Consider the following 26,754-nt stretch of genomic DNA (forward strand, 5'->3'; position numbering starts at 1 on the left):
ACAACCGGTCAAACGGCATGTGAACAACGCCATAACCAGCGCAGCAGATCGGATCCGGAGCGCAATTTCCCGGAATGGTTAGGTTAGGCTAACCTTCCCTGCGTCGCCCTCGTCCCCACTCCTGTCCTGAGGCGACCCAAGTCCCCGCATCCGGGAGGACATTGCATGCGCTCGCACCTGCTCAATGACGTAACGGCGGAGAGCTACCGGCGCTCCGTGACCGAAGGAGTCGAGCGGGTGGCGAACCGACTCGCCACAACCCGGCAGCCGTTCACCGGAGTCACCGTCGACCAACTCGCACCGACGATCTCCGCGATCGACCTCGACCAGCCCCTGGGCGACGCCTCCGCCGCCCTGGACGAGCTGGACCGGGTGTACCTCCGGGACGCCGTCTACTTCCACCACCCCCGCTACCTCGGGCACCTGAACTGCCCGGTCGTCATCCCCGCCGTCCTCGGCGAGGCCGTGCTCTCCGCCGTGAACTCCTCCCTCGACACCTGGGACCAGAGCGCGGGCGGCACCCTCATCGAGCGCCGGCTGGTCGACTGGACGGCCGGCCGCATCGGGCTCGGCGACGCGGCCGACGGGGTGTTCACCAGCGGCGGCACCCAGTCCAACCTCCAGGCGCTGCTGCTGGCCCGCGAGGAGGCCAAGACCAGCGAGCTGCACCGGTTGCGCATCTTCACCTCCGAGTGCAGCCACTTCAGCGTCCAGAAGTCGGCGAAACTGCTGGGCCTGGGCCAGGACGCGGTCGTCGCCCTGCCCACCGACCGCGACCGCCGGATGCAGACGCTGGCGCTGGCCGGCGAGTTGGAGCGCTGCCAGCGCGAGGGCTCGATACCCATGGCGATCGTGGCCACCGCCGGCACGACCGACTTCGGGTCGATCGACCCGCTGCCCGAGATCGCAGAGCTCGCCGAGCGGTACGGGGCCTGGATGCACGTGGACGCGGCGTACGGCTGCGGGCTGCTCGCCTCCCCCGCCCGCCGCCACCTCCTCGACGGCATCGAGCACGCGGACTCCGTCACGGTCGACTACCACAAGTCCTTCTTCCAGCCGGTGAGTTCGTCCGCGGTGCTGGTGCGCGACGGGGCGACGCTGCGCCACGCCACGTACCACGCGGACTACCTCAACCCCCGGCGGACGGTGGAGGAGAAGATTCCGAACCAGGTCGACAAGTCGCTCCAGACCACGCGCCGGTTCGACGCCCTCAAACTGTGGATGACGCTGCGCGTGATGGGTGCCGACGGCGTCGGCGGCCTCTTCGACGAGGTCTGCGACCTGGCCGAGGCCGGCTGGCAGACGCTCGCCGGCGACCCCCGCTACGACGTCGTCGTCCGCCCGCAGCTGTCCACCCTCGTCTTCCGCTACGTGCCCGAGGCCGTCACCAGCCCCGCCCTGATCGACCGGGCCAACCTCTACGCCCGCAAGGCGCTGTTCGCCTCCGGGGAGGCCGTGGTCGCCGGCACCAAGGTCGACGGCCGCCAGTACCTGAAGTTCACCCTGCTCAACCCCGAGACGACGGTCGACGACATCGCCGCCGTGCTCGATCTGATCGCCGGCCACGCCGAGCAGTACCTGGGAGAGAACCTTGTCCACGCCTCTTGAGCCGCCCCTCGAACCGGCCGCCGAACCCGCCGCGGAACGGGCCGTCGAACCGTACGACTTCATCGGCGTCGGCCTCGGCCCGTTCAACCTGGGTCTCGCCTGCCTCACCGAACCGATCGAGGAGCTGAACGGCCTCTTCCTGGAGTCCAAGCCGGACTTCGAGTGGCACTCGGGCATGTTCCTCGAAGGCGCCCACCTCCAGACGCCGTTCATGTCGGACCTGGTCACCCTGGCCGACCCGACCTCGCCGTACTCCTTCCTCAACTACCTCAAGCAGTGCGGCCGGCTGTACTCCTTCTACATCCGGGAGAACTTCTACCCGCTGCGCACGGAGTACAACGACTACTGCCGCTGGGCCGCCGCCCAACTCGGCTGCGTGCGCTTCAACACCACGGTCACCCGCATCGAGCACGCGGACGGCCTCTACCGGGTGCACACCGCGGACGGCTCCGTGCTGCCCGCCCGCCGCATCGTGCTGGGCACCGGCACCCCGCCGTACGTCCCCGAGTCCTGCCGCGACCTCGGCGGCGACTACCTGCACAACTCCCGGTACGTGCACCACAAGGAAGCGCTCCAGGCCAAGGAGTCGATCACGCTCGTCGGCAGCGGCCAGAGCGCCGCGGAGATCTACTACGACCTGCTCTCCGAGATCGACGTCCACGGCTACCGGCTGAACTGGGTCACCCGCTCCCCGCGCTTCTTCCCGCTCGAGTACACCAAGCTGACGCTGGAGATGACCTCCCCGGAGTACATCGACTACTACCACGGGCTGCCGGAGGAGACCCGCTACCGGCTGGAGTCCCAGCAGAAGGGCCTGTTCAAGGGGATCGACGGCGATCTGATCGACGCCATCTTCGACCTGCTGTACCAGAAGAACCTCAAGGGCCCGGTGCCCACCCGACTGCTCACCAACTCCGCCCTCAACGGCGCGAGCTACGACGAGGAGTCCGGCACGTACGCCCTCGGCCTGCGCCAGGAGGAGCAGGGCAAGGACTACGAGCTGCGCACCGAGGGCCTGATCCTGGCCACCGGCTACAAGTACGAGCCGCCGGCCTTCCTCGCACCGCTGCACGACCGCATCCGCTGGGACGGCAAGGGCCGTTTCGACGTCGCCCGGAACTACTCGATCGACACCGTCGGACGCGAGATCTTCCTCCAGAACGCGGGCGTGCACACGCACTCGATCACCTCGCCCGACCTGGGCATGGGTGCGTACCGCAATGCCTACATCATCGGCGAAATGCTCGGCTCCGAGTACTACGCCGTGGAGAAGACGATCGCGTTCCAGGAGTTCTCGGTATGACCGCCCCCCGCCCGCTGGGATTCACCGTACGACCGCTCGACCCCCGCACCGACGCCGAGTTGGTGCACGGCTGGGTCACCCACCCCAAAGCCGGGTTCTGGCTGATGTCCGACTTCGAGCTCCAGGACGTCGAGCGGGAGTACACCGCGATCACGGCGAGCGAGCACCACCACGCCTTCATCGGGCACGGCGCGGACGGCGAGCCCGCCTTCCTGATGGAGCGGTACGACCCGGCGCACGTCGAGCTGGTGGGTCTGTACGACCACCGGCCCGGCGACGTCGGCATGCACTTCCTCGTCGCGCCGACCGACACCCCGGTGCACGGCTTCACCCGGGCCGTGATCACCGCCGTCATGCACGCCCTGTTCGCCGATCCGGCGACCGAACGCGTGGTCGTCGAGCCCGACGTCGGCAATGCGGCGGTGCACGCGCTCAACTCGTACGTCGGCTTCGAGGTCGCCGGCCGGATCAGCAAGCCGGAGAAGGACGCCTACCTCAGCTTCTGCACCCGGGCGTCCTTCAAGGACAGCGCCGCGGTCGCGGCCGGACGGGCGGTGGCCCGATGACCGCCGCCGACGCAGTGGCGCACCTGACGCCCGAGCTGTGGGAGCACGCCAACCGGCTGCTGGTGCGCAAGGCGCTCGCGGAGTTCGCCCACGAGCGGCTGCTGACCCCCGAGCCGGTCGGCGACGGCCCCGGCGCGCCCGGGGACGCGGGCGCCTACCGGGTGGCCAGCGACGACGCGGGCACCGAGTACCGCTTCACCGCCCGCCGCTTCGCCCTGGACCACTGGCACGTGGACGCCGACTCCCTCACCCGCCACCGCGACGGCGCCGAACTGCCTTTGGACGCACTCGACTTCTGCATCGAGCTGCGCGGGGCGCTCGGGCTGCGCGACGAGATCCTGCCGGTGTACCTGGAGGAGATCTCCTCCACGCTGGCCGGCACGGCGTACAAGCTCGCCAAGCCGGCGGTGACCGCGGCACAGCTGGCCGCGGCCGACTTCCAGGCCATCGAGACCGGGATGACCGAGGGCCACCCCTGCTTCGTCGCCAACAACGGCCGCCTCGGCTTCGGCGTCCACGAATACCTGTCGTACGCCCCGGAGGCGGCCAGCGAGATCCGGCTGATCTGGCTCGCCGCCCGCCGGGACCACGCCACCTTCACCTCCGGCGCCGACCTGGACTACGACACCCTGGTCCACGACGAGCTCGGCGAAGGCGCCCTCGCCCGGTTCGCCGGGCGGATGAAGGAACTCGGGCTCGACCTGGCCGACTACTACCTGCTGCCGGTGCACCCCTGGCAGTGGTGGAACAAACTCTCCGTCAGCTTCGCCGGCGAGGTCGCCCAGCAGCGCCTGGTCTTCCTCGGCCCCGGGGACGACGAGTACCTGGCCCAGCAGTCCATCCGGACCTTCTTCAACACCAGCGCCCCGCACAAGCACTACGTGAAGACCTCGCTGTCGGTCCTCAACATGGGCTTCATGCGCGGACTCTCGGCGGCGTACATGAAGGCCACCCCGGCGATCAACGACTGGCTCGCGGCGCTGATCGACCGGGACGAGGTGCTGCGCGCCAGCCGCTTCTCGATCATCCGCGAGCACGCGGCCGTCGGCTACCACCACCGGCAGTACGAGCGGGCGACCGACCGCCACTCCGCGTACCGCAAGATGCTGGCGGCGCTGTGGCGGGAGAGCCCGGTGCCCGCGCTTGCGCCCGGCGAACGCCTCGCCACCATGGCGTCGCTGCTGCACACGGACCGCGCCGGGGCGTCGTTCGTCGGCGCGCTGATCGACGCGTCGGGGCTCGCGCCCACCGCGTGGCTGCGCGGCTACCTGGACGCGTACCTCACGCCCGTGCTGCACAGCTTCTACGCGTACGACCTGGTCTTCATGCCGCACGGCGAGAACGTGATCCTGGTCCTCGGGCCCGACGGGGCGGTGCGGCGCACGGTCTTCAAGGACATCGCGGAGGAGATCGCGGTGCTGGACCCGGACGCGGTGCTGCCGCCGACGGTGGAGCGCATCCGCGCCGACGTCCCCGACGCGATGAAGCTGCTGTCGATCTTCACGGACGTCTTCGACTGCTTCTTCCGCTTCCTGGCGGCGACGCTGGTGGCCGAGGGGCTGATGACGGAGGACGCCTTCTGGCGGACCGTCGCGGAGTGCGTGCGCGGGTACCAGGAGGCCGTGCCGCACCTGGCGGACAAGTTCGCCGAGTACGACCTGTTCGCGCCCGAGTTCGCGCTCTCCTGCCTCAACCGGCTCCAGCTGCGCGACAACCGGCAGATGCTCGACCTCGCGGACCCCTCCGGCGCGCTCCAACTCGTCGGCACGCTCCGCAACCCCTTGGCCGAGCCGGCCGCATAGAGCCGGGCGGGCACCCCCGAACACGGTCCCTCGGGGGTGCCCGTCCCCTTTTCTCCGCGTTTCTCCGCGTTTCTCCGCGCTAGGAAACGTTCTCGTCGGCCGCCCACTCCACCTTCGGGGACGGGTGGTACGCGATGCCCAGCGCGGTCAGTCGCCTGCCCTGGTCCACCAGTCGCTCGTGGAAACCCTCCCAGGGCAGGTCACCGCGCGACCAGCCCTTCTCCGCCGCGCTCAGCAGCCGGGGGAAGGCCATCGACTCCAACTCGGCGTTGGTGGCGAGCGTCTCGGTCCACAGCGGCGCCTCGACCCCGAGGACCGCATCCGCCGGCACGCCCTCGTCGGCGAGGTACGTCGCCGGGTCCCAGTCGTAGGAGCGGTCGACCTCCACCAGACCGGCCCACTGCAACCCGAGTGCGAAGTCCGCGTCGTACTTCATGTCGAGGTAGGCGCGGTCCGCCGGGGACAGGATCAGCCGTGCGCCGGCGCGCACCGCCGCCGCCACCTGCGCGCGCTCCTCCTGCTTCGTCTCGTCCGTGCCCCAGTACTGCACCCAGGCGCCGTCGGCCACCTCCGTGCCCGTGACCTGGTGCCAGGCAACGACCTCCTTGCCGTGCCGCGCCACCGACTCCTGCGCCTTCGCCATGATCGCGGCGTAGTCCTCGGCGCTGGTGTTGTCGGCCTCGTCGCCGCCGATGTGGAGGCGGGCCCCGGGGGTGATCGCGGCGATCTCGCGGATCACGTCGTCCATGAAGTCGTACGTCACCGGCTTGTCGGCGCACAGCGAGCTGAAGCCGACCTCGGTGCCGGTGTACAGCGGCCGGGCCTCGCCGTCGGGGTTCAGCTCGGCGTACGAGGCCAGTGCGGCGTTGGTGTGGCCCGGGACGTCGATCTCGGGGATGACCTCCATGTGGCGGGCGGCGGCGTACTCCACCAGCTCCCGGTACTGCTCCTTGGTGTAGAAGCCGCCGGTGCCGGCCACGGAGGTCGAGCCGCCGACGGCGGTGAGCTGCGGCCAGGAGTCGACGGCGATGCGCCAGCCCTGGTCGTCCGTGAGGTGCAGATGGAGCGTGTTGATCTTGTAGAGGGCGAGTTGGTCCACATAGCGCTTGACCTGCTCGACGGTGAAGAAGTGCCGGGAGACGTCGAGCATGGCGCCGCGGTACGGATAGCGCGGCACGTCGGTGATCGTGCCGCCGGGCACGGTCCACGGCCCCGGCTGCACGGCGTCCGCCTCCACGGCGTGCGGCAGCAGTTGGCGCAGCGTCTGCACGCCGTGGAAGAGGCCGGCCGGCTCGCGGGCCGTCAGCAGGACGCCGTCCCCGGTGGACTCCAGCCGGTAGCCCTCATCGCCCAGTTCGCCCGCGGCGGCGTCCAGGCGCAGTTGCACGCCGTCGGCGCCGGAGCCCGGGGTCACCGGCAGCGGGTACCCGGTGGACGGCCGCAGGAGCGCGGCGAGCTGCTCGCCCACGGCGCGCACCTCCGGCGCGTCGTCGATCCGGATCGCGGTGGCGGAGGTGATCGTGTACGGAGTGCCGCCCGGCCGTACGGATGAGGGCGCGGGAACGACGTTCCCGAGGGCGGACACGGGGACGGGATCGGAGTCGGGCGACCGGAGGTTCGTCCGGGACACACTCACGGGCTGGTTCCCTTCAACAGACGTCGAGCCTCGCGCCATCGTCCCCGACTCGGCCATCCAGGTCTAGACCAAGCGTGGTCCATCGCGACCCACGGCGCCCGCGGCTTGGCCGTCCGCCCCGTGCGGGGGTGGAACAATCTCCTTCATGGCCATGGCGGAAATCATCCAGAAGGACGGCACCTGGACCTTCGACGGGGACACCGTCCGCATCGTCCCGGGCGCCGACAAGGGCGTCGGCCTGCTGCGCAGGACGCTGGGCGAGCTGGCGGTGCCGCTGGAGGCCGTGGCCGGGGCGTCGTTCGAGCCGGGCCGGAAGTCCGGACGCCTGCGCCTACGGCTGCGCAGCGGCGCCGATCCGCTCCTCCAGCTCACCGGGGGCCGGCTGCGGGACGGTTCGGCCCCGTACGCGCTCACCGTGGACAACGACCGCAGCGGGGTCGCCGAGTACTTCGTGGACGAGCTGCGCAACGCCCTGGTCATCGAGCAGATCGGCGCCGAGTCGACACGGCGCTATCTGCTGCCGGGGCCGGCGCTGCCGATCAGCGCGAGCGCCGGGGACGGCACCGTCGACTTCGACGGCGAGCAGATCCGGCTCAGCTGGAACTGGAAGACGGAGGAGTCCAAGGCGTCCGGCGGACCCCGCACCGTCGACCTCGCCGACGTGCAGTCCGTCGAGTGGCAGCCGTCGGGCGGCCTGGAGAACGGCTTCCTGCGCTTCGCCGTCGCCAAGGACCGCTCCGTCACGCCGGCCAAGTACGACCCGTACGCGGTCGACCTGTGGGGCTTTCGCAAGGACCCGCTGATGGCGCTGGTGGGCGCGGCCGTGGTGGCGCGGCTACCGCATCCGTACGCGCCCGTCGACGAGCCCGCCGCCGTACCCGCGGCGCACCCCGTCCCCGCCCTGACGAAGCCGGCCGCCCCTCAGGCACCGCCCGCGGCTGCGCCCGGCGGCGGGGACGACGGCGACGAGACGGACGCGCTGCTGCGCAGGCTGCGCGAGCTGGGCGAGCTGCACCGGACCGGCATACTCACGGACGACGAGTTCAGCACCGCCAAGCAGGCCCTGCTCAAGCGCCTGTGACCCACCCCACAGCGCACTGATACACCCGCCTGCCGTGGATTCCGAAGAATCCTGCCCGGAATCGGGCAGGATTCTTGCATTCGAACGTATCGACCCCCCAGTATCTACGGGTGCTCGAACACCGTCAGCCCGGTCGTCCGTCATCCTCCGCGCCGCGGGCCGTGCAGCCCGCGCACGCGCACGACGACCTCATAGACCACCTCGTCCGCAGCACCGCGCTCCAGCGCGGTGAGGCGGTGCGGGTGGTGCTGGACGTGCTGGCGTACTTCGACGAGAAGACGGAGACCTACGTCCGCCGCCGCCACCGCGAACTTCAGTCGGCGGGCCTGGCGAACTCGGAGATCTTCGAGCGGATCGCCGCCGAACTGCCGCACCGCGCGGTCGCACCGCCGGAGCTCTCGCTCCGCCAGCTGCGCCGCATGGTCTACGGCTGACGACGGCGTCGCCGACCGGCGCCTGCGGCGCCACCGGGCAGCGACCCGAAGATCTCCCACCTATGGAGGGGAAGAACCTTTATGTGCGGAATTGTCGGATACATCGGCAAGCGTGACGTGGCACCGCTGCTGCTGGAGGGCCTGCAGCGGCTGGAGTACCGGGGCTACGACTCCGCGGGCCTGGTGATCACCAGCCCCAAGGCCGCCGGCCTGAAGATGGTCAAGGCCAAGGGTCGGGTGCGCGACCTGGAGGCCCGGGTGCCCAAGCGGTTCGCCGGCACCACCGGCATCGCACACACCCGCTGGGCCACCCACGGCGCCCCCAGCGACGAGAACGCCCACCCGCACCTCTCCCTCGACGAGAAGGTCGCCGTCGTCCACAACGGCATCATCGACAACGCGGCCGAACTGCGCGCCCGGCTGGAGGCCGAGGGCGTCGTCTTCGCCTCGGAGACCGACACCGAGGTGCTCACCCACCTGATCGCGCGCTCCGCCGCCGAGACGCTGGAGGAGAAGGTCCGGCACGCCCTCAAGGTCGTCGAGGGCACCTACGGCATCGCCGTGATGCACGCCGACTTCACCGACCGCATCGTGGTCGCCCGCAACGGCTCCCCGGTCGTCCTCGGCATCGGCGAGAAGGAGATGTTCGTCGCCTCCGACGTCGCCGCCCTGGTCGCCCACACCCGGCAGGTCGTCACCCTCGACGACGGCGAGATGGCCACCCTCAAGGCCGACGACTTCCGCACCTACACCACCGAGGGCTCGACCACCACGGCCACGCCCACCACGGTGGAGTGGGAGGCCGAGTCGTACGACATGGGCGGCCACGACACGTACATGCACAAGGAGATCTGCGAGCAGGCGGACGCGGTGGACCGCGTGCTGCGCGGCCGGATCGACGACCGGTTCTCCACCGTGCACCTCGGCGGCCTCAACCTGGACGCCCGCGAGGCCCGCTCCATCCGCCGGGTCAAGATCCTCGGCTGCGGCACCTCGTACCACGCGGGCATGATCGGCGCCGGGCTCATCGAGTCGCTGGCCCGCATCCCCGCGGACGCCGAGCCCGCCTCCGAGTTCCGCTACCGCAACCCGGTCGTCGACCCGGACACCCTGTACGTCGCGGTCTCCCAGTCCGGCGAGACGTACGACGTGCTCGCCGCCGTCCAGGAGCTCAAGCGCAAGGGCGCCCGGGTGCTGGGCGTGGTGAACGTGGTGGGCTCGGCGATCGCGCGCGAGGCCGACGGCGGCGTGTACGTCCACGCCGGGCCGGAGGTCTGCGTGGTGTCGACGAAGTGCTTCACCAACACCGTCGTCGCCTTCGCGCTCCTCGCGCTCCACCTCGGCCGGATCCGCGACCTGTCGGTCTCCGAGGGCAAGCGGATCATCGAGGGCCTGCGCCGGCTGCCGGAGCAGATCGCCGAGATCCTGCAGTCCGAGGACGACGTCAAGAAGCTCGCCGAGGAGTACGCCGGGGCGCAGTCGATGATGTTCATCGGACGGGTCCGCGGCTATCCGGTGGCCCTGGAGGCGTCCTTGAAGCTCAAGGAGATCTCCTACATCCACGCCGAGGCGTACCCGGCCTCCGAGCTCAAGCACGGGCCGCTGGCACTGATCGAGCCCGCGCTGCCGACGGTGGCGATCGTCCCCGACGACGACCTGCTGGAGAAGAACAGGGCCGCGCTGGAGGAGATCAAGGCCCGCAGCGGTCGCATCCTCGCCGTGGCCCACCGCGAGCAGGAGAAGGCCGACCACACCGTCGTCGTGCCGAAGAACGAGCCCGAGTTGGACCCGATCCTGATGGGCATCCCGCTCCAGCTCTTCGCGTACCACACCGCGCTGGCCATGGGCCGGGACATCGACAAGCCGCGCAACCTGGCGAAGTCCGTCACCGTGGAGTGACACCCGTGGGCGCCGCGCGGGGGAGGGACACAGCCGTTCCCCCGCGCGTCGCCACCGTGTCGCGCGGGGGAACGTCAGCAGCCGGTGCGTGCGACCGACCAGCACCGGCCTGCGCCCGCTCGGCCGGTGGCCGTCACTCCCCGACCGGCGGCGCGTGCGGCGGGAGGACGCCCGTTCCTCACCGCGCCGTACGCGGTCGTCCGGCGGCGGCCTCCCGTTCCGTCCTGTGGAGTTGTCGCGGGCGAGACGACGGCCCGGCGACCGCTATGTACCCTCCACCAGCGCACGACGCACCTCTACGCACCAGTAGAGTTCCGGGATCTTCCGGCGAACCACGCCTCGTACGGGGTCAGTTGACCCCGTGTCACGCGGCGCGGGCCGGGGTCAGGGTCAGGGGATGACGACGACGGGCCGCTGCGCCCGGCGGGCGAGCCGGCCGGCCACCGAGCCGAAGATGCGTCCGACGATGCCGTGCGTCGAGCCCACCACGATGGCGTCGGCGGAGTACTCCCGGCCGACCTCCTCCAACTCGTGGCAGATGTCGCCACCGCGCTCCACCAGGATCCACGGCACCTCGGTGAGGTAGTCGGCGCAGGCCAACTCCAGGCCCAACACCTCGGTGCGGTGGTCGGGGACGTCGACGAAGACGGGGGGCTCGCAGCCCGCCCAGACCGTGGTGGGCAGCCGGTTCGCCACGTGGACGATGATCAGGCCGGAGCCGGAGCGACGCGCCATCCCGATCGCGTACGCCAGCGCCCGCTCGCTGGAGGTCGACCCGTCGAAGCCGACGACGACTCCGTGCCGGAAGGCCGGATCGCAGGAATGGCGTGCCTCTTCAGCCGCTTGCAGATCCGACAGGGGGTCGGCTACCTGCTTGCGGTCCGCGGGTTCGGGGATCTCGTGACCGGCCATCGGTGTCTCGGCGAAGGAGTCCTCAGTGGGAGGGGAGAACAAGTGGACAGACTTTGACGGTGCTGTGTCCGGGAATCATCTTCCCTGGCCCATACCCGCAAGGGTACGGCGACACTCCTCTCATGCCCAGAGGTGACCGCCCCAATCGGGCAGTTCCAGGGAGCATGCCTCAGGGCCTTCGGGTTGGCAATGCCATGTGGCGTCTACAGCGGTCTAGACACCTGGCGGCGTTCGAGTCGTCCCGTCGGGCGGCCGAGATGTGGTGCATCCACGTCCGCACTGGTCACGTGGGGGAGCCCGGTGAACGCGGGGGGTGACCGTTCGGGTGCCGTCCAAGTGGTCGAGGTGTTCCGAGCCGCAGTGACCGGAAGGCAGCGGTCCTCGTTGGCACCTCGGTCACTCCGCAGCCCAGAGGGAGCTTCCGTGCCCGCGCACTCGTCCGCCGCCGCGTCCTGCACCGCCGATCGCAGCGCCTCCCGGCCCGCCTCCGGCGCCGGGCCCGGGGACGCCGAAGCGCCCCGACGGGACCCCGTGCCGCCGTGCACCTGCCCCTCCCCCGGTGCTCCCGGCACGGCCGCCGACCCGGCCGGCGAAGTGGTCCGCTGGGCGGCCTTCAGCTGCCTGCTCGTCCCGGTCGTGCTCGTGGTGTACGGGGCGTCCGTCGGCGGCGCGACCGCCGTCGCACTGGGGCTCGCCGCGGTCACCGCGGCCTGTCGGATGCTGTTGCGGCACTCCGAGCGCAACGCGGCGCGGGCGCGGGAGGGCGAGCCGCCGGCGTCGCGCCACCGGCGCTCGGCGAAGGAAGAGGGCGCCCCGGCGCGCGGCGGCGTGGAACGTACCCCCGGCGGCTGAGTTCAGCCGCCGTCGTCGCACGGCCACACCCGTATAGTTTCAGCCAACTTCGCACCACCCCCGACCCCTTGGGCAAATGGCCCGAGAACCCCCTTGTCACCAGGCAGGGAAGCGTCTTCGACAGCCGTCGCACCCTACGTGGACGGGCCATGCACGTGAGGCGCACTTCCCTGCGGGGCTTGCAGATGGAACGCTTCGTGATCGAATGCTTCGCGCCAAGTTCCCAGGCAGACATAGCGGGGCATGACGAACTTGTCTCGTCGGTGCCACGGGACGCAGTAGATTCGATCATGAGTATCGAAGGCCCGGGTACTCGGGCAAAACCGAGGGGAAAAGTGCAGGAGCGAACGGCCCGGAAAGAACGGGGAGACGCGAACACCGAGGGGGGCTTAGCGTCATGAGTCAGGACTCCGCCGCACCGGAGGCAGCACGAAAGCTCTCCGGGCGTCGGCGCCGTGAAGTCGTCGCCGTACTGCTGTTCAGCGGCGGCCCCATCTTTGAGAGTTCCATACCGCTTTCGGTGTTCGGGATTGACCGCCAGGACGCCGGAGTACCTCGCTATCGACTGCTCGTCTGCGCAGGCGAAGAGGGTCCGTTGCGGACCACGGGCGGTCTTGAGCTGACCGCACCGTACGGTCTCGAAGCGATCGGTCGCGCGGGCACGGTCGTGGTGCCGGCCTGGCGGTCGATCACCTCTCCGCCGCCGCCCGAGGCGCTGGAAGCGCTGCGCCGCGCACACGAGGAGGGCGCCCGCATAGTCGGACTGTGCACGGGAGCCTTCGTGCTCGCCGCCGCCGGTCTGCTGGACGGCCGCCCGGCGACCACGCACTGGATGTACGCGCCCACGCTGGCGAAGCGGTACCCGTCAGTGCACGTCGATCCGCGCGAGCTCTTCGTCGACGACGGCGATGTGCTCACCTCCGCCGGAACGGCGGCCGGAATCGATCTCTGTTTGCACATCGTGCGTACGGATCACGGCACGGAGGCCGCCGGTGCGCTCGCGCGCAGGCTGGTCGTACCGCCCCGGCGCAGCGGTGGGCAGGAGCGCTATCTGGACAGGTCTTTACCAGAGGAAATCGGGTCGGACCCGCTGGCCGAGGTCGTCTCGTGGGCGCTGGAGCACCTTCACGAACAGTTCGACGTGGAGACCCTGGCGGCCCGGGCGTACATGAGCCGGCGCACCTTCGACCGGCGATTCCGCTCACTGACCGGCAGTGCGCCGCTCCAGTGGTTGATCACCCAGCGGGTGCTCCAGGCCCAGCGGCTGCTGGAGACCTCGGACTACTCGGTCGACGAGGTGGCGGGCCGCTGCGGCTTCCGCTCCCCCGTCGCGCTGCGCGGCCACTTCCGGCGCCAGCTGGGCTCGTCCCCGGCGGCCTACCGCGCCGCGTACCGGGTGCGTCGCCCCCAGGGCGACTCCGCGCCGCCCGCGGTCGAATCGGTGGTACCGGTCCAGGCCCGGCGCGCGTCGGGTCCGGGCGGCCCGGGTGGACCCCCGCCCGAGCTGGGGAAACCTCCGACGGGGGCGTACGTGCCAGGTCCGGGACGTCCCAGTCTGCCCGGCCAGCGGAGTGCGCCATAAAGTGGACGCATGAACGACCGCATGGTGTGGATCGACTGCGAGATGACCGGGCTCTCGCTGGCGGACGACGCACTCATTGAGGTGGCCGCGCTGGTCACCGACTCGGAACTGAACGTGCTCGGCGAAGGGGTGGACATCGTCGTCCGCCCGCCGGACGCGGCGCTGGAGTCCATGCCCGAGGTGGTGCGGCAGATGCACACCGCCTCGGGCCTCCTCGACGAGCTGGCGGGCGGCACCACGCTCGCCGACGCCGAGGCGCAGGTCCTGGCGTACGTGCGCGAGCACGTCAAGGAGCCCCGCAAGGCCCCGCTCTGCGGGAACTCGGTCGGCACGGACCGCGGCTTCCTGGCCCGGGACATGGCGGCGCTGGAGCAGTACCTCCACTACCGGATCGTCGACGTCTCCTCCGTGAAGGAGCTGGCGCGGCGCTGGTACCCGAGGGCGTACTTCAACAGCCCGGAGAAGAACGGCAACCACCGGGCGCTGGCGGACATCCGCGAGTCGATCGCGGAGCTGCGGTACTACCGCGAGGCGGTCTTCGTGCCGCAGCCCGGCCCGGACTCCGAGACGGCGAAGGCGATCGCGGCGAAGCACGTGGTGCCGGCGGACGGACACTAGGTCGCATCGCCGACGCATCGCCGTCGGGGCCCTTCGGGGCCCCGACGCCGGGTTCCCGGAAACCGTGGCGCGAGCACCCTCCGGAACCCTGTACACTTTTTCTCGGCCGGTCGGGAAAACGACCGGTCATGGTGGGTGTAGCTCAGCTGGTAGAGCACCTGGTTGTGGTCCAGGATGCCGCGGGTTCGAGTCCCGTCACTCACCCTGATTGATCAAGGGCCCCGGTCGCGAGACCGGGGCCCTTGGCGTTGTGCCCAAAGGGCCCCGGGTCGGGTCCGAGGGCCGGAGGGTCGGAGGGCCGGGCGCGAGGGTCGGGTCCGAGGCGGCAGGCACCAAAAAGCGCGCGTCCCGGTCGGATGTGGGGGGTGGGGCCGACCGGGACGCGCGGGTGGGGGGTGTGGTGCTGGTGGATCTTGTGACCGCGCCGGTGGGGCGGCGAGGTGAAGAGCACGTTAGCGACTCGTAAACCGGCATCCGGGGCACATCGGACCGCGGGCGGGGTTTTTAGGACCGCCTTAAGGGCAGCATCGGCTTCAGTTAACCTACGGGCGCCGACGGGCGCCCGGACGGGGCGGGGCGGCTCAGACGTCGCCGCGGACCCGGCGTCCCGCTGCGATCAGGGTACGCCGGCGGTCCGGGCCGCGATGACCGCGGCGGCGCTCCTCGGCGGCGCCCGGGGCCGTGCCGAGGCCGATCCAGATGCGGACCTCCGTGCCGCCCAGGACCGAGCTGCCGATGCGCACGTCCCCGCCGGTGGACTCGGCGACCCGGCGCACGATGTCCAGGCCAAGGCCGGTTGAGCCGTCGCGGGCGCCGCTGTTGCCGCGGGCGAGCGCGGCTGCGGGGTCGGCGATGCCGGGGCCCGCGTCGGAGACCAGCACGATGACCGCGTCCTCGCCGTTGTGCACGTCGACGGAGAAGGCCGTGCCCTCCGACGTGTGGCGGAAGACGTTGCCCAGCAGGGCGTCGAGGGCCGCGGCCAGTTCGGGGCGGGCGACCGGGATCCGCACCGGGCGGTCGACGCCGGCGACCCGCACTTTGCGGCCCTCGTCCTCGGCGAGCGCGGACCAGAAGTCCATCCGCTCGCGGACGACTTCGGAGACGTCGCAGCCGGCGCCCGGGCCGACCGCCGTGGTCTGCGGCTTCGCCTCGCGGGCAGTGCGGATGATGATGTCGACCTCCCGCTCCAACTGCTCGACGGCGGCCCGGGTCTGCTCGGCGGCGGGCCCGTCACCGAGCGAGGCCGCGTTCAGCCGCAGCACGGTGAGGGGGGTGCGCAGCCGGTGGGAGAGGTCGGCGGCCATCTCGCGCTCGTTGGCCAGCAGTTGGACCACCTGGTCGGCCATCGCGTTGAAGGCGATCGCGGCGGACCGCAGCTCCGTGGGGCCCTCCTCCGGCACCCGCGCGCCCAGCCGGCCCTCGCCCAACTCGTGCGCGGCGCCGGCGAGCCGCTGCGCGGAGCGGACCATCCGCACGCCGAGGCGGTCGGCGACCGCGACGGAGCCGACGATCAGCGCGAGGCCGACGCCGGCGAGCATCAGCCACGCGGTGACCACGCCCGTACTGGTCTCGCTGGTGGGGACGAAGACCTCGACGACCGCGATCCTGCCGTCCTTGATGATGGTCGGCTGGAGGAGCACGAACCCGCCGGTGACCTGGGTGGTGGCGGCGCGGCGCAGGCGCTGGACGAGTTCCTGGTCGGCCTCGCCGGCCCGCTGCGTACCGATGTCCACGGGGCCGTCGCCGTCGCGGCCGGCCGGGATGTGCACCGACATCCGGCCCGCGGCGCCCGTCTGCGTGGCCTGGACCGCGACCTCCAGCGGGGCGCGCTCGGTGGTGATCGACAGGGTGGGGACGATGGCGGCGGCCTGGCGTTCCGCGTTGGTGAGCGCCCGATCCTGCGCCATCTCCTTGATCACCAGTCCCAGCGGTACGGCGAAGGCGACCACGACCATCACGGTGACGGCCAGTGCGACCTTGACCAGCGCCCATCTCATCTCTGATGACCTCGTTGGTGTTCTGTATGTCCGGTGGGGGGTTCGAGCTTCACTCCGACGCCGCGGAGCGTGTGCAGATAGCGCGGTCGGGCCGCCGTCTCGCCGAGCTTGCGCCGTAGCCAGCTCAGGTGGACGTCGATGGTCTGGTCGTCGCCGTAGCTCTGCTGCCAGACCTGGGCGAGCAGTTCCTTGCGGGGCACGACGACGCCGGGCCGGCCGGCGAGGAAGGTCAACAGGTCGAACTCACGGCGGGTCAGATCGAGGGGGGAGCCGTCGAGTTCGGCCTGGCGGCGCAGCGGATCGATGGAGAGTCCGCCCACCTGGATCACACGTGACGGCGGGTCCTCCCCGGCCGCGGCGCGGGATCGCCGCAGCACGGCCGCCATCCTTGCGGACAGATGCTCCACGGAGAAGGGTTTCGTGAGGTAGTCGTCGGCGCCGTCGTTCAACAGCCGTACGATCTCGGCCTCGTCGTCCCGCGCGGTGGCGATGATCACCGGTACGTCGGTGATGCCGCGCAGCATCTTCAGCGCCTCGGAGCCGTCCAGATCGGGCAGTCCGAGATCGAGAATGACCACGTCGAACCGGAAATGAGCAACCTCGCGCAGCGCCTCCAGGGCCGTGCCGACGCTGCGCACCGTGTGGGTCGCCTCGGTCAGGTGCCGGATCAGAGCGGAGCGCACGAACTGGTCGTCCTCGACCACGAGCACACTTGCCATGGGGCGCACCGTACGCCATACGGAGTACTCGCGGACCCACCCGAGTGACCGTTCGCGCAGTCGTTCACCACCGGGCCAAGGAAGTTGACGACCGCGTGATATGCGGAGCAGGCCGATCCTCTTGGGGACACGGATGGGGTGTGTGGTGCAGTATGGCCCCGATGCGTAGAGGACTTGTACATGCCATTGCGTGGTCGCTGTCCACCGGAGCAGCGGTCACGCTGACGTGGTGGGGCGTGCACACGGTGATGTCCGGGACCGCTTACGACCGCCCGCGCGCCGTGCCCATCAACGCCGGGGACGCCCCCACCACGCAGGCGAAGCCCCGCGTCTCCAGCACGCATCGGCCCCCGCCCACGTCCTCGGCGCAGGAGCCGGCGGACGGGAAGGGCGAGGCGGACGCGGGGAAGTCGCCGGGCACGCGGCCGGCGAAGGACCGCGGCCCCTCGGCCCAGCCGAGCGACGACCAGCCGGCCGGGCTGCGGCCGTCCACCGCGTCCGACGCCCCGGCGGCGAAGCCGTCCGGGGAGGTCCGGGGCGAGACGGTCGAGGGCGGCCGGGCGGTGTTCGTGCTGCACGAGGCTTCGGCGGAGCTGGAGTTGGCGACGCCCAACCCGGACTGGCAGGTGCAGGTCTACCGGGACACGACCTGGATCCGGGTCGTGTTCACCAAGGACGGCCGGGAACAGTCGGTGTTCTGCGTGTGGAACGCGGGCCCGCCGAAGATCGAGTTCTACAACTCGCCCTGACGGACGGTCTTCTGTTCCGGCTCAGCGGAAGGCGTCGGGGGGCGGCGCGGGCGAGGGTCGGGCGCCGGCGTCGGTGACCGGGGCGGCGCCCCCGGTGAAGTCGAGGAGGGTACGGCCGTGTTCGACCCGCCCCGGATGCGGATCGCTCGCCACCCGGCGGGTCAGCTCCGCGATCGGCAGCTCGCCGTCCGCGCCCACCAGTACCGCGTTGCCGAAGCGCCGCCCGCGGAGGACGACCGGGTCGGCGGCGAGCGCGCACTCGGCGAAAGCGGCGGCGACGGTGGCGACTTGGGCGCGCAGATGGGCCAGCGGCGGGCCGTCGGTGAGGTTGGCCGCGTACCAGCCCCCGGGCGCCAGCACCCGACGGACCTCGCCGAGGAACTCCACGCTGGTGAGGTGCGCCGGGGTGCGGGCGCCGCTGAAGACGTCCGCGATCACCAGGTCGGCCCAGGCGTCCGGCAGCTTGCCCAGCGCGGCGCGGGCGTCCGCGGTCCGCACCCGGATCCGCGCCTTCGGATCCCACGGCAGGTGCGTGCGGACGAACTGGACCAGCCCCTGGTCCACCTCGACGACCTGCTGCGTGGAGCGGGGCCGGGTGGCGGCGACGTACCGGGCGAGGGTGCACGCGCCGCCACCCAGGTGCAGTACGCGCACCGGCCGGCCCGGCGGGGCCACCAGGTCGGCCACGTGCCCCAGGCGCCGCTGGTACGCGAAGGACAGGTGCGTCGGGTCGGCCAGGTCGACGTGGGACTGCGGCGCTCCGTCCACCAGCAGCGTCCAGGCGCGCGAGCGCTCCGGGTCCGGCACCAGCTCCGCCGTACCGCCGTCCACCCGGGCGGTCACGGATTCGTCCCCGCGCCGCCGAACGCTCTTCGCCACCCGCCCATTATCGGCACCGAAGAAGCGTTTCGCCCGATGGGGGCGGGGGGTGCGGTGCGGGGGCCTCAGTTACAGCGGTCGGCGGCCTCGATCAACCGGGCCGCCTCGCCGAGGGCCGCCCGCAGCGCCGCCGGGTCGGTGACCTCCTCCCCGCCGCCGGGCGGCAGCAGCCACCTGCGGTCGCAGGCCGGGGCGGCGGCCCTGTCCCTGTCCCTGTCCCTGTCCCGGTGCCCGGGAAGGCGCGGCTGCACCCCCTCGGTCCTGGTACACGCGCTGCCCGGCACGTCCCAGTCCCCGGCCGTACCGGACGGCACCAGGAAACCGAGGGTGTCGCAGTCGCCGTCGTGCAGGACGGGACCGACCGCGGGAGCGGCGGTGCGCCGCAGGATGTCGACTGCTTCGAGGCCCTGTCGGGTCGGGACGGTCACCAGATCGCACGGCTCCTGGTCGCTGACGACCGCCACGGGCTCTCGCGTGCCGCCGTCGACGCCGGTCTCCAACAAGGGGATCCCCTCCTCGCTCACCACGAGACACGGATTGCGCCTCCAAGAGGTTCAACGCCCGGGAGCGTCAAGGGCTACGGCAACACTCCGCCGCAAAGGATGGCACTTCATGGCAGATCCCGGGGGAGTTATCGCCTTTAAGGTCAGGATTGCGGTCAAACCCCCGGCGAAACCGGTGTCGCAGCCGGTACGTTCATGCCTCGCCGGGAACACGGCTGCACCAGAGAGGGCTCGGCCATGGCGTCGTCGTCACGGGCATCGCGGGCGGTTCCCAACCTCGCCTTCCGGCGGTTGCGCGGCAGTCGCTCCCCCGGTGAATTCGCTGCGGCCGTGCGCAAGGCGGCCCGGGAGATCGGCGAGCAGGTCTCGTGCGACGCCCGTTACATCGGACGCGTGGAGGCCGGCGAGATCCGCTGCCCGAACTACGCGTACGAACGGGTGTTCCGGCACATGTTCCCCGGGCTCGACCTGACGGACCTCGGCTTCACGGCCAGGGAGCGGGTACGGGGCGGTGGGCGCGCCCCCGCGCGGCCCGACGCCCCCCGGAGCGCGACCGGCACCACGGCGGACCCCGTGGGCGAGGCCGCGGCCGAAGGCACTGCCGACAGCACTGACGACAGCATGAACGACGAGGAGAGCGACGTGTTGCGTCGCGCATTCATGACGGGCGGCTCCGCCACGGTGGCAGCCGCCTCCTTCGGACTCGGGCTCGGCGCCGTACTGAGCGCCCTGCCCGAGCCGGGCACCGGGCCCACGGGCCGGCGCATCGGCGACGGCGAGGTCCTCGCCGTCGAGGAGGCCGTACGACGGATCCGACTGCTGGACGACCGGCACGGCGCGGACGGGCTGTACCAGCGCGCCGCGCAGCCGTTGCGGGCGGCGTACGTCCTGTTGGACGCCGGCCTGACCGCGCGCAGTTCGACGATCGACCGGCTCCAGTCCGGCGCGGGCGAACTCGCGCTCTCCGTGGGCTGGCTGGCCCACGACTCGGGCCGGGTGGCCGACGCCCGTTCGCACTACGCGGAGGCGCTTGCGACGGCGCGGATGGCCGGGGACGCGGCGCTGGAGGCGCACGCCTTCTCCAACGCGTCCTTCCTGGCGCGGGACGCCGGGCGGCACCGGGAGGCGGTGCGCTGCGCCCAGGCCGGCCAGCGCGCCGCGGACGGCCTGGGCTCGCCGCGGCTGCTGTCCCTGCTGGCGCTGCGCGAGGCGGGCGGGTGGGCGGGGCTCGGCGACCGCTCGGGCTGCGAGCAGTCCCTGAGCCGGGCCCACACCCACTACGCCCGCGGCGACTCGGCGACGGACCCCGAGTGGATGTCCTTCTTCGGCGAACCGGAGTTGGAGTTCCTCCAGGCGCAGTGCTGGGCCCGGTTGGGGGTGTGGCCGCGGGCCGTCCACCACGCGCGGCGCGCGGCGGAGCTCCAGGACCACCGCTTCACCCGCAACCTCGCGCTCTACCGGGCCGAACTCGCCACGTCGCTGGCGCACGGCGGTGCGCACGACGAGGCGGCGGCGGCGGGGCACGGGGTGCTGGACCTCCTCGACGGGGTGCACTCGTCGCGGATCCAGTCGATGGTGACGACGACGGCGACGGCGTTGGACCCGCATCGGGGGGCGGAGGGGGTGCCGGGGTTCCTGGCGCGCTGCGAGGACCTCCTGCCGCGCGCGTGATGCCCGTGGGCCCGGCCAGGATGGACCCGGGCCCACGGGCGCCCAACCGATGGGGCTCGTGGTCCCCGTCCGGTGCGCCCGTCTGCGGCCCGGTGATGGGCTTGTCGCGCAGTTCCTCGCGCCCCTGACACACCCGCCGCAACCCTGCGGGAGCGTCGGTCCCTGCCGGCCGGTGGTGTGTTGCTCGCGCAGTTCCTCGCGCCCCTGACACACCCGCCGCAACCCTGCGGGAGCATCGGTCACCGCGGCCCGGTGGGTGGCTTGTCGCGCAGTTCCCCGCGCCCCTGTTTCGCTGCCCCAGACGGTTGTCTGCGGGGTATCCATAGCCGGTCGCGTCGCTCTCCCCTACGCCCGGAGGGCGTGGGGTTTCAGGGGCGCGGGGAACTGCGCGGGCAACCACAGTGCACCCGCGGAGACCGGTGCTCCCGCAGGGGAAACGGCGAGGCTGTCAGGGGCGCTGGGGGGTCCCCACGCCCCTGGGCGTAGGGGGCGGAACTGCGCGACAAGCCACCCACCGGGCAGCGGAGGCCAACGCTCCCGCGGAGCAACGGCGGGTGTGTCAGGGGCGCCTGGCCCCAAGGACCTCTGGTGGGTGGGGGCTACATGGTGCGGAGGGGGACTCGGTGGGAGGACCATTTGTCCCACGTGGACATCATCGCCTCCCAGCCGTCGGGGAACTTCACCTGCACTCCCAACTGCACCGGCTCCGTCGACGGATGGTCGTCCAGGAGGTCGGAGACGCCCGCCCGGCACACCACGACGCAGGCGTGGCGGTGGCGCGAGGCGAGGACGCACAGGCGGCCCGTCTCCAGGTGGAACGCGGTCGCGTCGGGGCGGCCCGAGAGCGGGTGCAGCACGACCGTGAGGTCGAACTCGCGGCCCTGGAGGCGGTTCGCGGTGTCCACCGTGACGTCGTGGACGCCGAGTTCGGCGAGGGCCGCACGGATCGCCGCCGCCTGGTCGCGGTGGGCCGTCCCGACGGCGATCCGGTCCGCCGTGACGGGCGTCGGCTCGGCCCCCAGCGTGCTCGTCGCGGCGCCCCCGCGGTCCAGCGCGCGCCGCACCACGCGGGCCACGGCCCGCACCGCCTCGGGGTCGGTACGGGGCGTGTGCCGCGCCGGCAGCTCCAGCAGGCCCCAGCCGGACGCCGCGGCCTCGTCGACGACCCGGTCGTACGACGAGCCGTCGGAGCGCACCGCGAAGGACAGGACGCGGTCTTCGGGGCCCGTGCCGCTGCGGAAGGGGGTGTACGGGTAGAACGCGTCGGAGACCAGCGGTGCCGCGGACGCCGGCAGCCGCCAGGACACCGGCAGCCGGTGCTGCGGCAGGTCCGGGTTGTGCGACAGCAGGGTGGACACCGCGCTGGCGGAGGGGTCGTACGACAGCCCCGCCCACTGGTCGGCACCGACGACGGCGAACGGGTCGAGCTGCCCCGGATCGCCCACGAACAGGGCGCGTTCGAAGAGCCCGGCGACGGCGAGGAGCGCGTCGGAGCGCATTTGGTACGCCTCGTCGACGATGGCGTGCGACCAGGGCTCGACGCCCCGCACGTGCGCCCACTTCGCAGCCGTGGAGATCACCACGTGCTGGCCGACGAGGTCTGCCGCCTTCGCCGACTTCCGTACGGACGGCAGGTCGTCCAGCGCCTTGTCGTACGGGTCGGGGTCGCTGCTGTGTAGGCGGCCGACGGGCAGTTCGGGGTCTTTCTCGGCGAGCCTGAGCACCAGGTCGTCGACCTGGGCGTTGGTCTGGGCGATCACCATCAGGGGGCGGCCGGCCGCGGCCAGCTCCCGGGCGGCGCGGACCACGAGGGTGGACTTGCCGGCGCCGGGCGGGGAGTCCACGACGACGCCGCGGCTGGTGCCGTGCAGGGTGTCGGCGAGGATGGCGTCGGTGGCGCGGGCGGCTGCCGCGGCCGGGTCGAATGTCCCGCCGGGGACGGCGTCCGAGGGAGCGGCTCCCGGGATGCGGGGCGGGCCGGGAAGGATCGTCACAGGATGTCCTCCGGGGTCACGGGATCCGGGTCCTCCGCGGACGCGGACGGCGGGCCGCCGTGCGTCCACGGCGTGTCTTCCGGCTCGGGCAGTTTGGGGCCGCCGCGCTGGTCGTGCTCGAAGAGGGTCCAGGCGATCCGGTCGCCCTTCTCCGGCACGGACCCCTCCGCCGGCTCCTTGGCGCGGCCCATGCGGTCCAACAGCCGCAGCACGAGCGCGCCGTCGGGCTCCTGGCGTACGAACTCGGCCGACTGCGGCTTGCCGTCGAGCGAGCGGTACGTCTTCACGCGCTCGCCCAGGTGGGGGCGGTCGTCGGTGCGGACGGTGACCAGCGGGCGGGGCGCGGGGCGCTTCGACTCCGACCAGGCCATGACGACTTCGGTGACCTCGCAGGTGAACGCCTCGCCGGTGAGCCGGCGGCCGGCGAGCACCAGGGGGTCGTCCAGGGCTTCTTGCGCCTCCAGCTCCGCCTGGGCGGTCTCGCGGGTGGCCAGCTTGCGGGCGGCGGTCACGGCGTCGTCGCGGCGCGGCTGGGGCGGCTCGCCGGCGCGCACCCGGTCGCGGTGGGCGGTGAAGGACCAGCGGTCGCGCGTCCAGCGGTCGGTGACCCTGGCCCCATCGGGCAGTTGGCGCAGCAGGTCCAGGGCGTGCCACACGGCGTCCCAGGTGGGCTTCAGCTGGGTCGCCAGCAGTCGGCGGATCTCCCCTTCGGCGACGGAGAGTTCGCCGAGCCAGCCTTCCGCGTGGGCGCCCTCCTCTGCGGCGGCCAGCCGAAGGCGCAGCCGGTCGTAGCTCTCGACGGCGGGGGCGAGGAGGCGGTTGTCGAAGGCGGGATCGGTCGCCGGGCCGGCGGGCGGGCAGAGCAACTGCCCCTGCTCGTCCCGGCCCAACTCGGCGCGGAGCGCGGCGTCCGCGCCCGACTCCCCCGCCGGCGGGTCGATCCAGGCGAGCAGCGCGCCCAGGTGCTGGTCCTCCAGGGAGGACTGGCCGGTGGCCCAGTGGCGGTTCAGCAGGTCGGTGGCGGCCAGCAGCAGCGACGACCCGGGGACCCGGGCCCGCTCCCCGTAGTGCGTGAACCAGCGGCCGAGCAGCGGTACGCGCGGGGGCGCCGGGTAGGGCGCGTCGGGGTCCTGCTCGGAGGTGCGGCGAAAGCGCATGGAGCGCCCGAGGAGCCGGACGAACTCGACGCCGGCGCGGCCGGGTACGACGATCTGGGGCGCGTCGGCGCACAGCTCGGCCTCGACGGTGGTCCGCTTGCCGGTCTCGGGGTCGGTCGCGGCGCGCTCGATCAGCTCGACGTCGTCGGCGTAGGCGTCGAGGAGGGGCAGGACGACGTCGGCGAGTTCGGCGAGGAACGCGAACCTCAGCTCCCGGTCGCGCGGCTGCGCCACGGTCAGCAGCCGGGGCGCGTCCCGGTCGGTCCCGACGAGCGCCCCGAGCGGCGCACCGGCCTCGCCCGCGGTCGTCAACGGCACGAGGACGAGCGGCCGGTCCGCCAGGTGCCGGTGCCGCACGGTCACCAGCGGCTGGGCCCGCCCGGACTCGACGGCTTCGAGCCGCGCGAGGGTGGTGATCAGGCTCATGAGTCCCCTTCGGACGCGCGGCGGTCGGTGCCGGAGCGGAGCTGCGGACCGCCCCCGTCGGGCGAACCGTTCCCATCGGGCGGCGCGGAGACCGCCCGGCCTTCGCGCCGCGCGCCGGGCACGCCGGCCGTCGACAGCGCGTCCGCGCGCAGCGCAGCCGCGCGGCGCAGGGCGGCGACCGCCGGGTCGGTCGGGTCGCCCGAGTGGCCGCGGGCCGCGGAAAGGACCGCGTCGACGGTGGTCAGACCGCCCAGCTCGCCGCGGACGGAGCGGCCGAGCGATTCGACGGCGCCCTCGCAGCGGGCCCGTTCGCGGCAGTGGAAGGCCAGCTCGCAGGAGGAGAGGCACTCGGGGGCGTACGCGGCGGGGACGCCGGCGACCGCGGCCGTCAGCTCGGCCGGGCCGCGGTCCAGGTCGAAGGTCGTGCCGTCGGGGAGGGCGGCGGCGATGTCCTCGATGCGGGTGAGGCGGGAGAGCTGGCGGCGGGTGACGGCCACCTGCTTGCGGACGTCGACCGCGGACCCGGTGGGGAGGTTCGAGAAGTCCTTGGGGCAGACCAGCAGCACGCTGTGGGCGACCTGGGCGCCGGGGGTGCGGGCCGCGGCTCGTTCCAGCGCGAGCACGTACACCGCGGCCTGGCGGGCGGCGGCGCCGACCTTCGCGGCGTCGGCGGCGGCGTCGATCATCGGGAACGACTTGATCTCGACGACCGTCCACCGCCCGTCGGGGTGGACGACGACCGCGTCCGGCTCCAAATAGGCGGGGGAGCCGGCGATCTCCAGGGCGAGCAGGGGGTGGCGCAGCAGGGTCCACTCGGCGACGGAGGTCGCCTCGCGCAGGGCGAGGGCGGTGCGGGCCGCGCGCCCCTCCGGGCCGGCCGCGGTGAGGTCGGGCAGTCGGAAGGCACCGCCTGCCCCGCCGTCCCCGCCGTCCTCGACTCCGAGGAGCTTCATCAGCGCGGCGCCGCCGTCCGAGGTGACCCGCGCCTCGAAGGCGTTGCCGCGCATGAACGCGAACTGGGACTGGCCGTAGCCGGACGGCGAACCGAGGGCGGCGGCCAGCGCGGTCTTGTCCACCCCGGCGCCGTCCAGCAGCGCGCGCCGCTCGCAGCCGGGGTTGGCCGCGAGGGCGGCGAGGGCTCGGGCGTCCAGCGGTTTGGGCCGTGCGGCGGGGCCGCGCAGCTCAGCGAGCCGCTGCCGGAGTGCTGTCGCCGGCTCCCGCGGAGGGGCCTGCCGCGGTGGTCCGCTGTCCAGGGATTCGCTCACCCGTGGAAGTCTGGCACCCCGCACCGACAATCGGGGATCCGGTGCCGTCGGCGGCGCCGGCGGATGTCCCGTCCGACGGTGGGGAGTTCTGCGGCTCGCGGGACGGCTGGGGCCTCCCAACGGCCCCGCTGCCCGCTGCGTTCCCCTTCGCCTGCTGCCCGTCGGCCGCCTCGGCATCTTCAGACGCACCGGCAGCGCCACCGGCGACGACGGACGCGCCGCGCGTACGGCCCTGGATCCGGTCCAGTGCGCGCAGCGCGGGGCGCGTCAGCAGCAGGCCCAGGCCCATCACCGCGGCACCGGCGACGGCGTCGAGGAAGTAGTGGTTCGCGGTGCCCATCACGACGATCGTGGTCACCAGCGGGTACGCCACGCCCAGCCAGCGCAGCAGCGGGGTGCGCCCGTGGCGCCAGAGCATCACGCCGCACCACAGCGACCAGCCGACGTGCAGGCTGGGCATCGCCGCGTACTGGTTGGTCAGATTGCCCATGCCGCGCGGTGCGCTCGCCTCGCCGCCCCACCAGCCGTACGAGCTGTACTGGGCCATGGTGTCGACGAAGCCGTGCGTCGCGTCCAGCAGCCGGGGCGGGCAGGTCGGCATCAGCGTGAAGCCGACGAGCCCGAGGAGCGTCGAGATCATCAGCCAGGCGCGGGCCGCGCGGTAGCGCAGCGGGCGGCGGCGGAAGAGCCAGACGAGGATGACGGGCGTCACCAGGTAGTGGAGCGACGCGTAGATGAAGTCCGCGGGGATGCCGATGGCGGGGACCTCGGTGAAGAGGTCGTTCAGCGGGGTTTCGAAGTCCAGGTAGAGCGCCTTCTCGGCCCGGAGTATCGCCAGGCCGTTGTCGACCGCGGTCGACACGTCACCGCGGGCCACCAGTCGACCGGCCGAGTACGCGCAGTAGACCACCGCGAGCAGCAGTAGCTCGGCCCACCAGCGTGGCCGGTGGCGAGCCGTGATGTACGACATGCGTAGGTTTCCCCCCTCATGCTCCGGTCGGTCGGTGGCCACCGGTCAACCGTACGGTGTAAGGGGCGGCGCTCAGTCGGTTGGGGCCGACTTCCGGAGTGACGCCCCCAGTGTCCCTCAGGTTGCGTCCG

22 protein-coding genes and 1 tRNA gene are annotated in these 26,754 nt (G+C 72.3%); 13 read left to right on the top strand and 10 right to left on the bottom strand.

The features are described from left to right. Positions 1-165 precede the first annotated feature (165 nt). The 4 genes from ABZ842_RS09860 (at position 166) to ABZ842_RS09875 (ending at position 5,279) form a co-directional block, all read left to right on the top strand. Positions 166-1,608 (top strand): aspartate aminotransferase family protein, encoded by a 1,443-nt coding sequence (locus tag ABZ842_RS09860; RefSeq protein WP_361534622.1) that lies wholly within the window; start codon positions 166-168, stop codon positions 1,606-1,608. A gap of 61 nt (positions 1,609-1,669) precedes the next feature. Further along, the gene (locus ABZ842_RS09865) at positions 1,670-2,911 is read left to right on the top strand and encodes a SidA/IucD/PvdA family monooxygenase (RefSeq protein WP_361535134.1); all 1,242 of its coding nucleotides are present in this window, start codon (positions 1,670-1,672) and stop codon (positions 2,909-2,911) included. Beyond that, complete coding sequence (locus tag ABZ842_RS09870) at positions 2,908-3,477, top strand: GNAT family N-acetyltransferase (RefSeq protein WP_361534625.1); 570 nt, start codon at positions 2,908-2,910, stop codon at positions 3,475-3,477. Before ABZ842_RS09865 ends, ABZ842_RS09870 begins: the two co-directional genes overlap by 4 nt. Beyond that, entirely contained in the window at positions 3,474-5,279 is a 1,806-nt protein-coding gene (locus ABZ842_RS09875) for an IucA/IucC family siderophore biosynthesis protein (protein ID WP_361534628.1), read from the top strand. The genes ABZ842_RS09870 and ABZ842_RS09875 overlap by 4 nt, the downstream gene beginning before the upstream one ends. A gap of 79 nt (positions 5,280-5,358) precedes the next feature. Here ABZ842_RS09875 and ABZ842_RS09880 read toward each other — a convergent pair whose 3' ends face one another. Beyond that, positions 5,359-6,915 carry a beta-N-acetylhexosaminidase gene (locus ABZ842_RS09880; RefSeq protein ID WP_361534631.1) on the bottom strand — a complete coding sequence of 519 codons (1,557 nt, stop codon included), beginning with the start codon at positions 6,913-6,915 and terminating at the stop codon, positions 5,359-5,361. A 151-nt stretch (positions 6,916-7,066) separates the two neighbouring features. Between ABZ842_RS09880 and ABZ842_RS09885 the strand changes: the two genes are divergently transcribed. The 3 genes from ABZ842_RS09885 (at position 7,067) to glmS (ending at position 10,329) form a co-directional block, all read left to right on the top strand. Beyond that, on the top strand, positions 7,067-7,996 hold the full coding sequence (locus tag ABZ842_RS09885) for a DUF4429 domain-containing protein (RefSeq protein WP_361535137.1): 930 nt from the start codon (positions 7,067-7,069) through the stop codon (positions 7,994-7,996). A gap of 161 nt (positions 7,997-8,157) precedes the next feature. After that, positions 8,158-8,430: a hypothetical protein gene (locus ABZ842_RS09890; RefSeq protein WP_361535140.1), complete on the top strand. Its 273-nt coding sequence runs from the start codon at positions 8,158-8,160 to the stop codon at positions 8,428-8,430. 81 nt (positions 8,431-8,511) lie between these two features. After that, positions 8,512-10,329, top strand: a complete 1,818-nt coding sequence (glmS, locus tag ABZ842_RS09895) for a glutamine--fructose-6-phosphate transaminase (isomerizing) (RefSeq protein ID WP_361534634.1) — start codon at positions 8,512-8,514, stop codon at positions 10,327-10,329. Between the two features lie 390 nt (positions 10,330-10,719). Here the strand turns inward: glmS and ABZ842_RS09900 are convergent, their stop codons facing one another. Continuing rightward, positions 10,720-11,241 (bottom strand): universal stress protein, encoded by a 522-nt coding sequence (locus ABZ842_RS09900; RefSeq protein WP_361535143.1) that lies wholly within the window; start codon positions 11,239-11,241, stop codon positions 10,720-10,722. Between the two features lie 423 nt (positions 11,242-11,664). On the opposite strand from ABZ842_RS09900, the gene ABZ842_RS09905 reads away from it, so the two are divergent. The 4 genes from ABZ842_RS09905 (at position 11,665) to ABZ842_RS09920 (ending at position 14,497) form a co-directional block, all read left to right on the top strand. After that, a complete protein-coding gene (locus ABZ842_RS09905) occupies positions 11,665-12,093 on the top strand; it encodes a hypothetical protein (protein WP_361534637.1) in 429 nt (142 codons plus the stop codon). A 397-nt stretch (positions 12,094-12,490) separates the two neighbouring features. Beyond that, a complete protein-coding gene (locus ABZ842_RS09910) occupies positions 12,491-13,675 on the top strand; it encodes a helix-turn-helix domain-containing protein (RefSeq protein ID WP_361534640.1) in 1,185 nt (394 codons plus the stop codon). A 9-nt stretch (positions 13,676-13,684) separates the two neighbouring features. Then, a complete protein-coding gene (gene orn, locus ABZ842_RS09915) occupies positions 13,685-14,293 on the top strand; it encodes an oligoribonuclease (RefSeq protein ID WP_361534643.1) in 609 nt (202 codons plus the stop codon). 131 nt (positions 14,294-14,424) lie between these two features. After that, positions 14,425-14,497 (top strand) — tRNA-His (locus ABZ842_RS09920). A gap of 377 nt (positions 14,498-14,874) precedes the next feature. On the opposite strand, the gene ABZ842_RS09925 is transcribed toward ABZ842_RS09920, so the two are convergent. Continuing rightward, positions 14,875-16,290, bottom strand: a complete 1,416-nt coding sequence (locus tag ABZ842_RS09925) for a HAMP domain-containing sensor histidine kinase (protein ID WP_361534646.1) — start codon at positions 16,288-16,290, stop codon at positions 14,875-14,877. Further along, positions 16,287-17,009, bottom strand: a complete 723-nt coding sequence (locus ABZ842_RS09930) for a response regulator transcription factor (RefSeq protein WP_361534649.1) — start codon at positions 17,007-17,009, stop codon at positions 16,287-16,289. Before ABZ842_RS09930 ends, ABZ842_RS09925 begins: the two co-directional genes overlap by 4 nt. Positions 17,010-17,170: 161 nt before the next feature. Between ABZ842_RS09930 and ABZ842_RS09935 the strand changes: the two genes are divergently transcribed. After that, on the top strand, positions 17,171-17,758 hold the full coding sequence (locus ABZ842_RS09935; RefSeq protein ID WP_361534652.1) for a hypothetical protein: 588 nt from the start codon (positions 17,171-17,173) through the stop codon (positions 17,756-17,758). A gap of 21 nt (positions 17,759-17,779) precedes the next feature. Here the strand turns inward: ABZ842_RS09935 and ABZ842_RS09940 are convergent, their stop codons facing one another. Both ABZ842_RS09940 and ABZ842_RS09945 read right to left on the bottom strand, forming a co-directional pair. Beyond that, entirely contained in the window at positions 17,780-18,637 is an 858-nt protein-coding gene (locus ABZ842_RS09940) for a fused MFS/spermidine synthase (RefSeq protein ID WP_361534655.1), read from the bottom strand. 65 nt (positions 18,638-18,702) lie between these two features. Next, the gene (locus tag ABZ842_RS09945) at positions 18,703-19,140 is read right to left on the bottom strand and encodes a hypothetical protein (protein ID WP_361534658.1); all 438 of its coding nucleotides are present in this window, start codon (positions 19,138-19,140) and stop codon (positions 18,703-18,705) included. A 237-nt stretch (positions 19,141-19,377) separates the two neighbouring features. Here ABZ842_RS09945 and ABZ842_RS09950 point away from each other — a divergent pair, with 237 nt between their 5' ends. Further along, positions 19,378-20,811, top strand: a complete 1,434-nt coding sequence (locus tag ABZ842_RS09950; RefSeq protein ID WP_361534661.1) for a tetratricopeptide repeat protein — start codon at positions 19,378-19,380, stop codon at positions 20,809-20,811. A gap of 599 nt (positions 20,812-21,410) precedes the next feature. On the opposite strand, the gene ABZ842_RS09955 is transcribed toward ABZ842_RS09950, so the two are convergent. The 4 genes from ABZ842_RS09955 to ABZ842_RS09970 are packed head-to-tail and all read right to left on the bottom strand — an operon-like array spanning position 21,411 to position 26,623. Continuing rightward, positions 21,411-22,778 carry an AAA domain-containing protein gene (locus ABZ842_RS09955; RefSeq protein WP_361535146.1) on the bottom strand — a complete coding sequence of 456 codons (1,368 nt, stop codon included), beginning with the start codon at positions 22,776-22,778 and terminating at the stop codon, positions 21,411-21,413. Between the two features lie 23 nt (positions 22,779-22,801). Next, the gene (locus tag ABZ842_RS09960) at positions 22,802-24,388 is read right to left on the bottom strand and encodes a hypothetical protein (protein ID WP_361534664.1); all 1,587 of its coding nucleotides are present in this window, start codon (positions 24,386-24,388) and stop codon (positions 22,802-22,804) included. Beyond that, positions 24,385-25,653, bottom strand: coding sequence for a hypothetical protein (locus ABZ842_RS09965; RefSeq protein WP_361534667.1), 1,269 nt, complete (start codon positions 25,651-25,653; stop codon positions 24,385-24,387). The genes ABZ842_RS09960 and ABZ842_RS09965 overlap by 4 nt, the downstream gene beginning before the upstream one ends. Further along, positions 25,571-26,623: a phosphatase PAP2 family protein gene (locus ABZ842_RS09970; RefSeq protein WP_361534670.1), complete on the bottom strand. Its 1,053-nt coding sequence runs from the start codon at positions 26,621-26,623 to the stop codon at positions 25,571-25,573. The genes ABZ842_RS09965 and ABZ842_RS09970 overlap by 83 nt, the downstream gene beginning before the upstream one ends. Positions 26,624-26,754 lie beyond the last annotated feature (131 nt).

Origin of the sequence: Streptomyces sp. NPDC047315 (assembly GCF_040643215.1) — a bacterium.
In the GTDB taxonomy this organism is placed as follows: domain Bacteria; phylum Actinomycetota; class Actinomycetes; order Streptomycetales; family Streptomycetaceae; genus Streptomyces.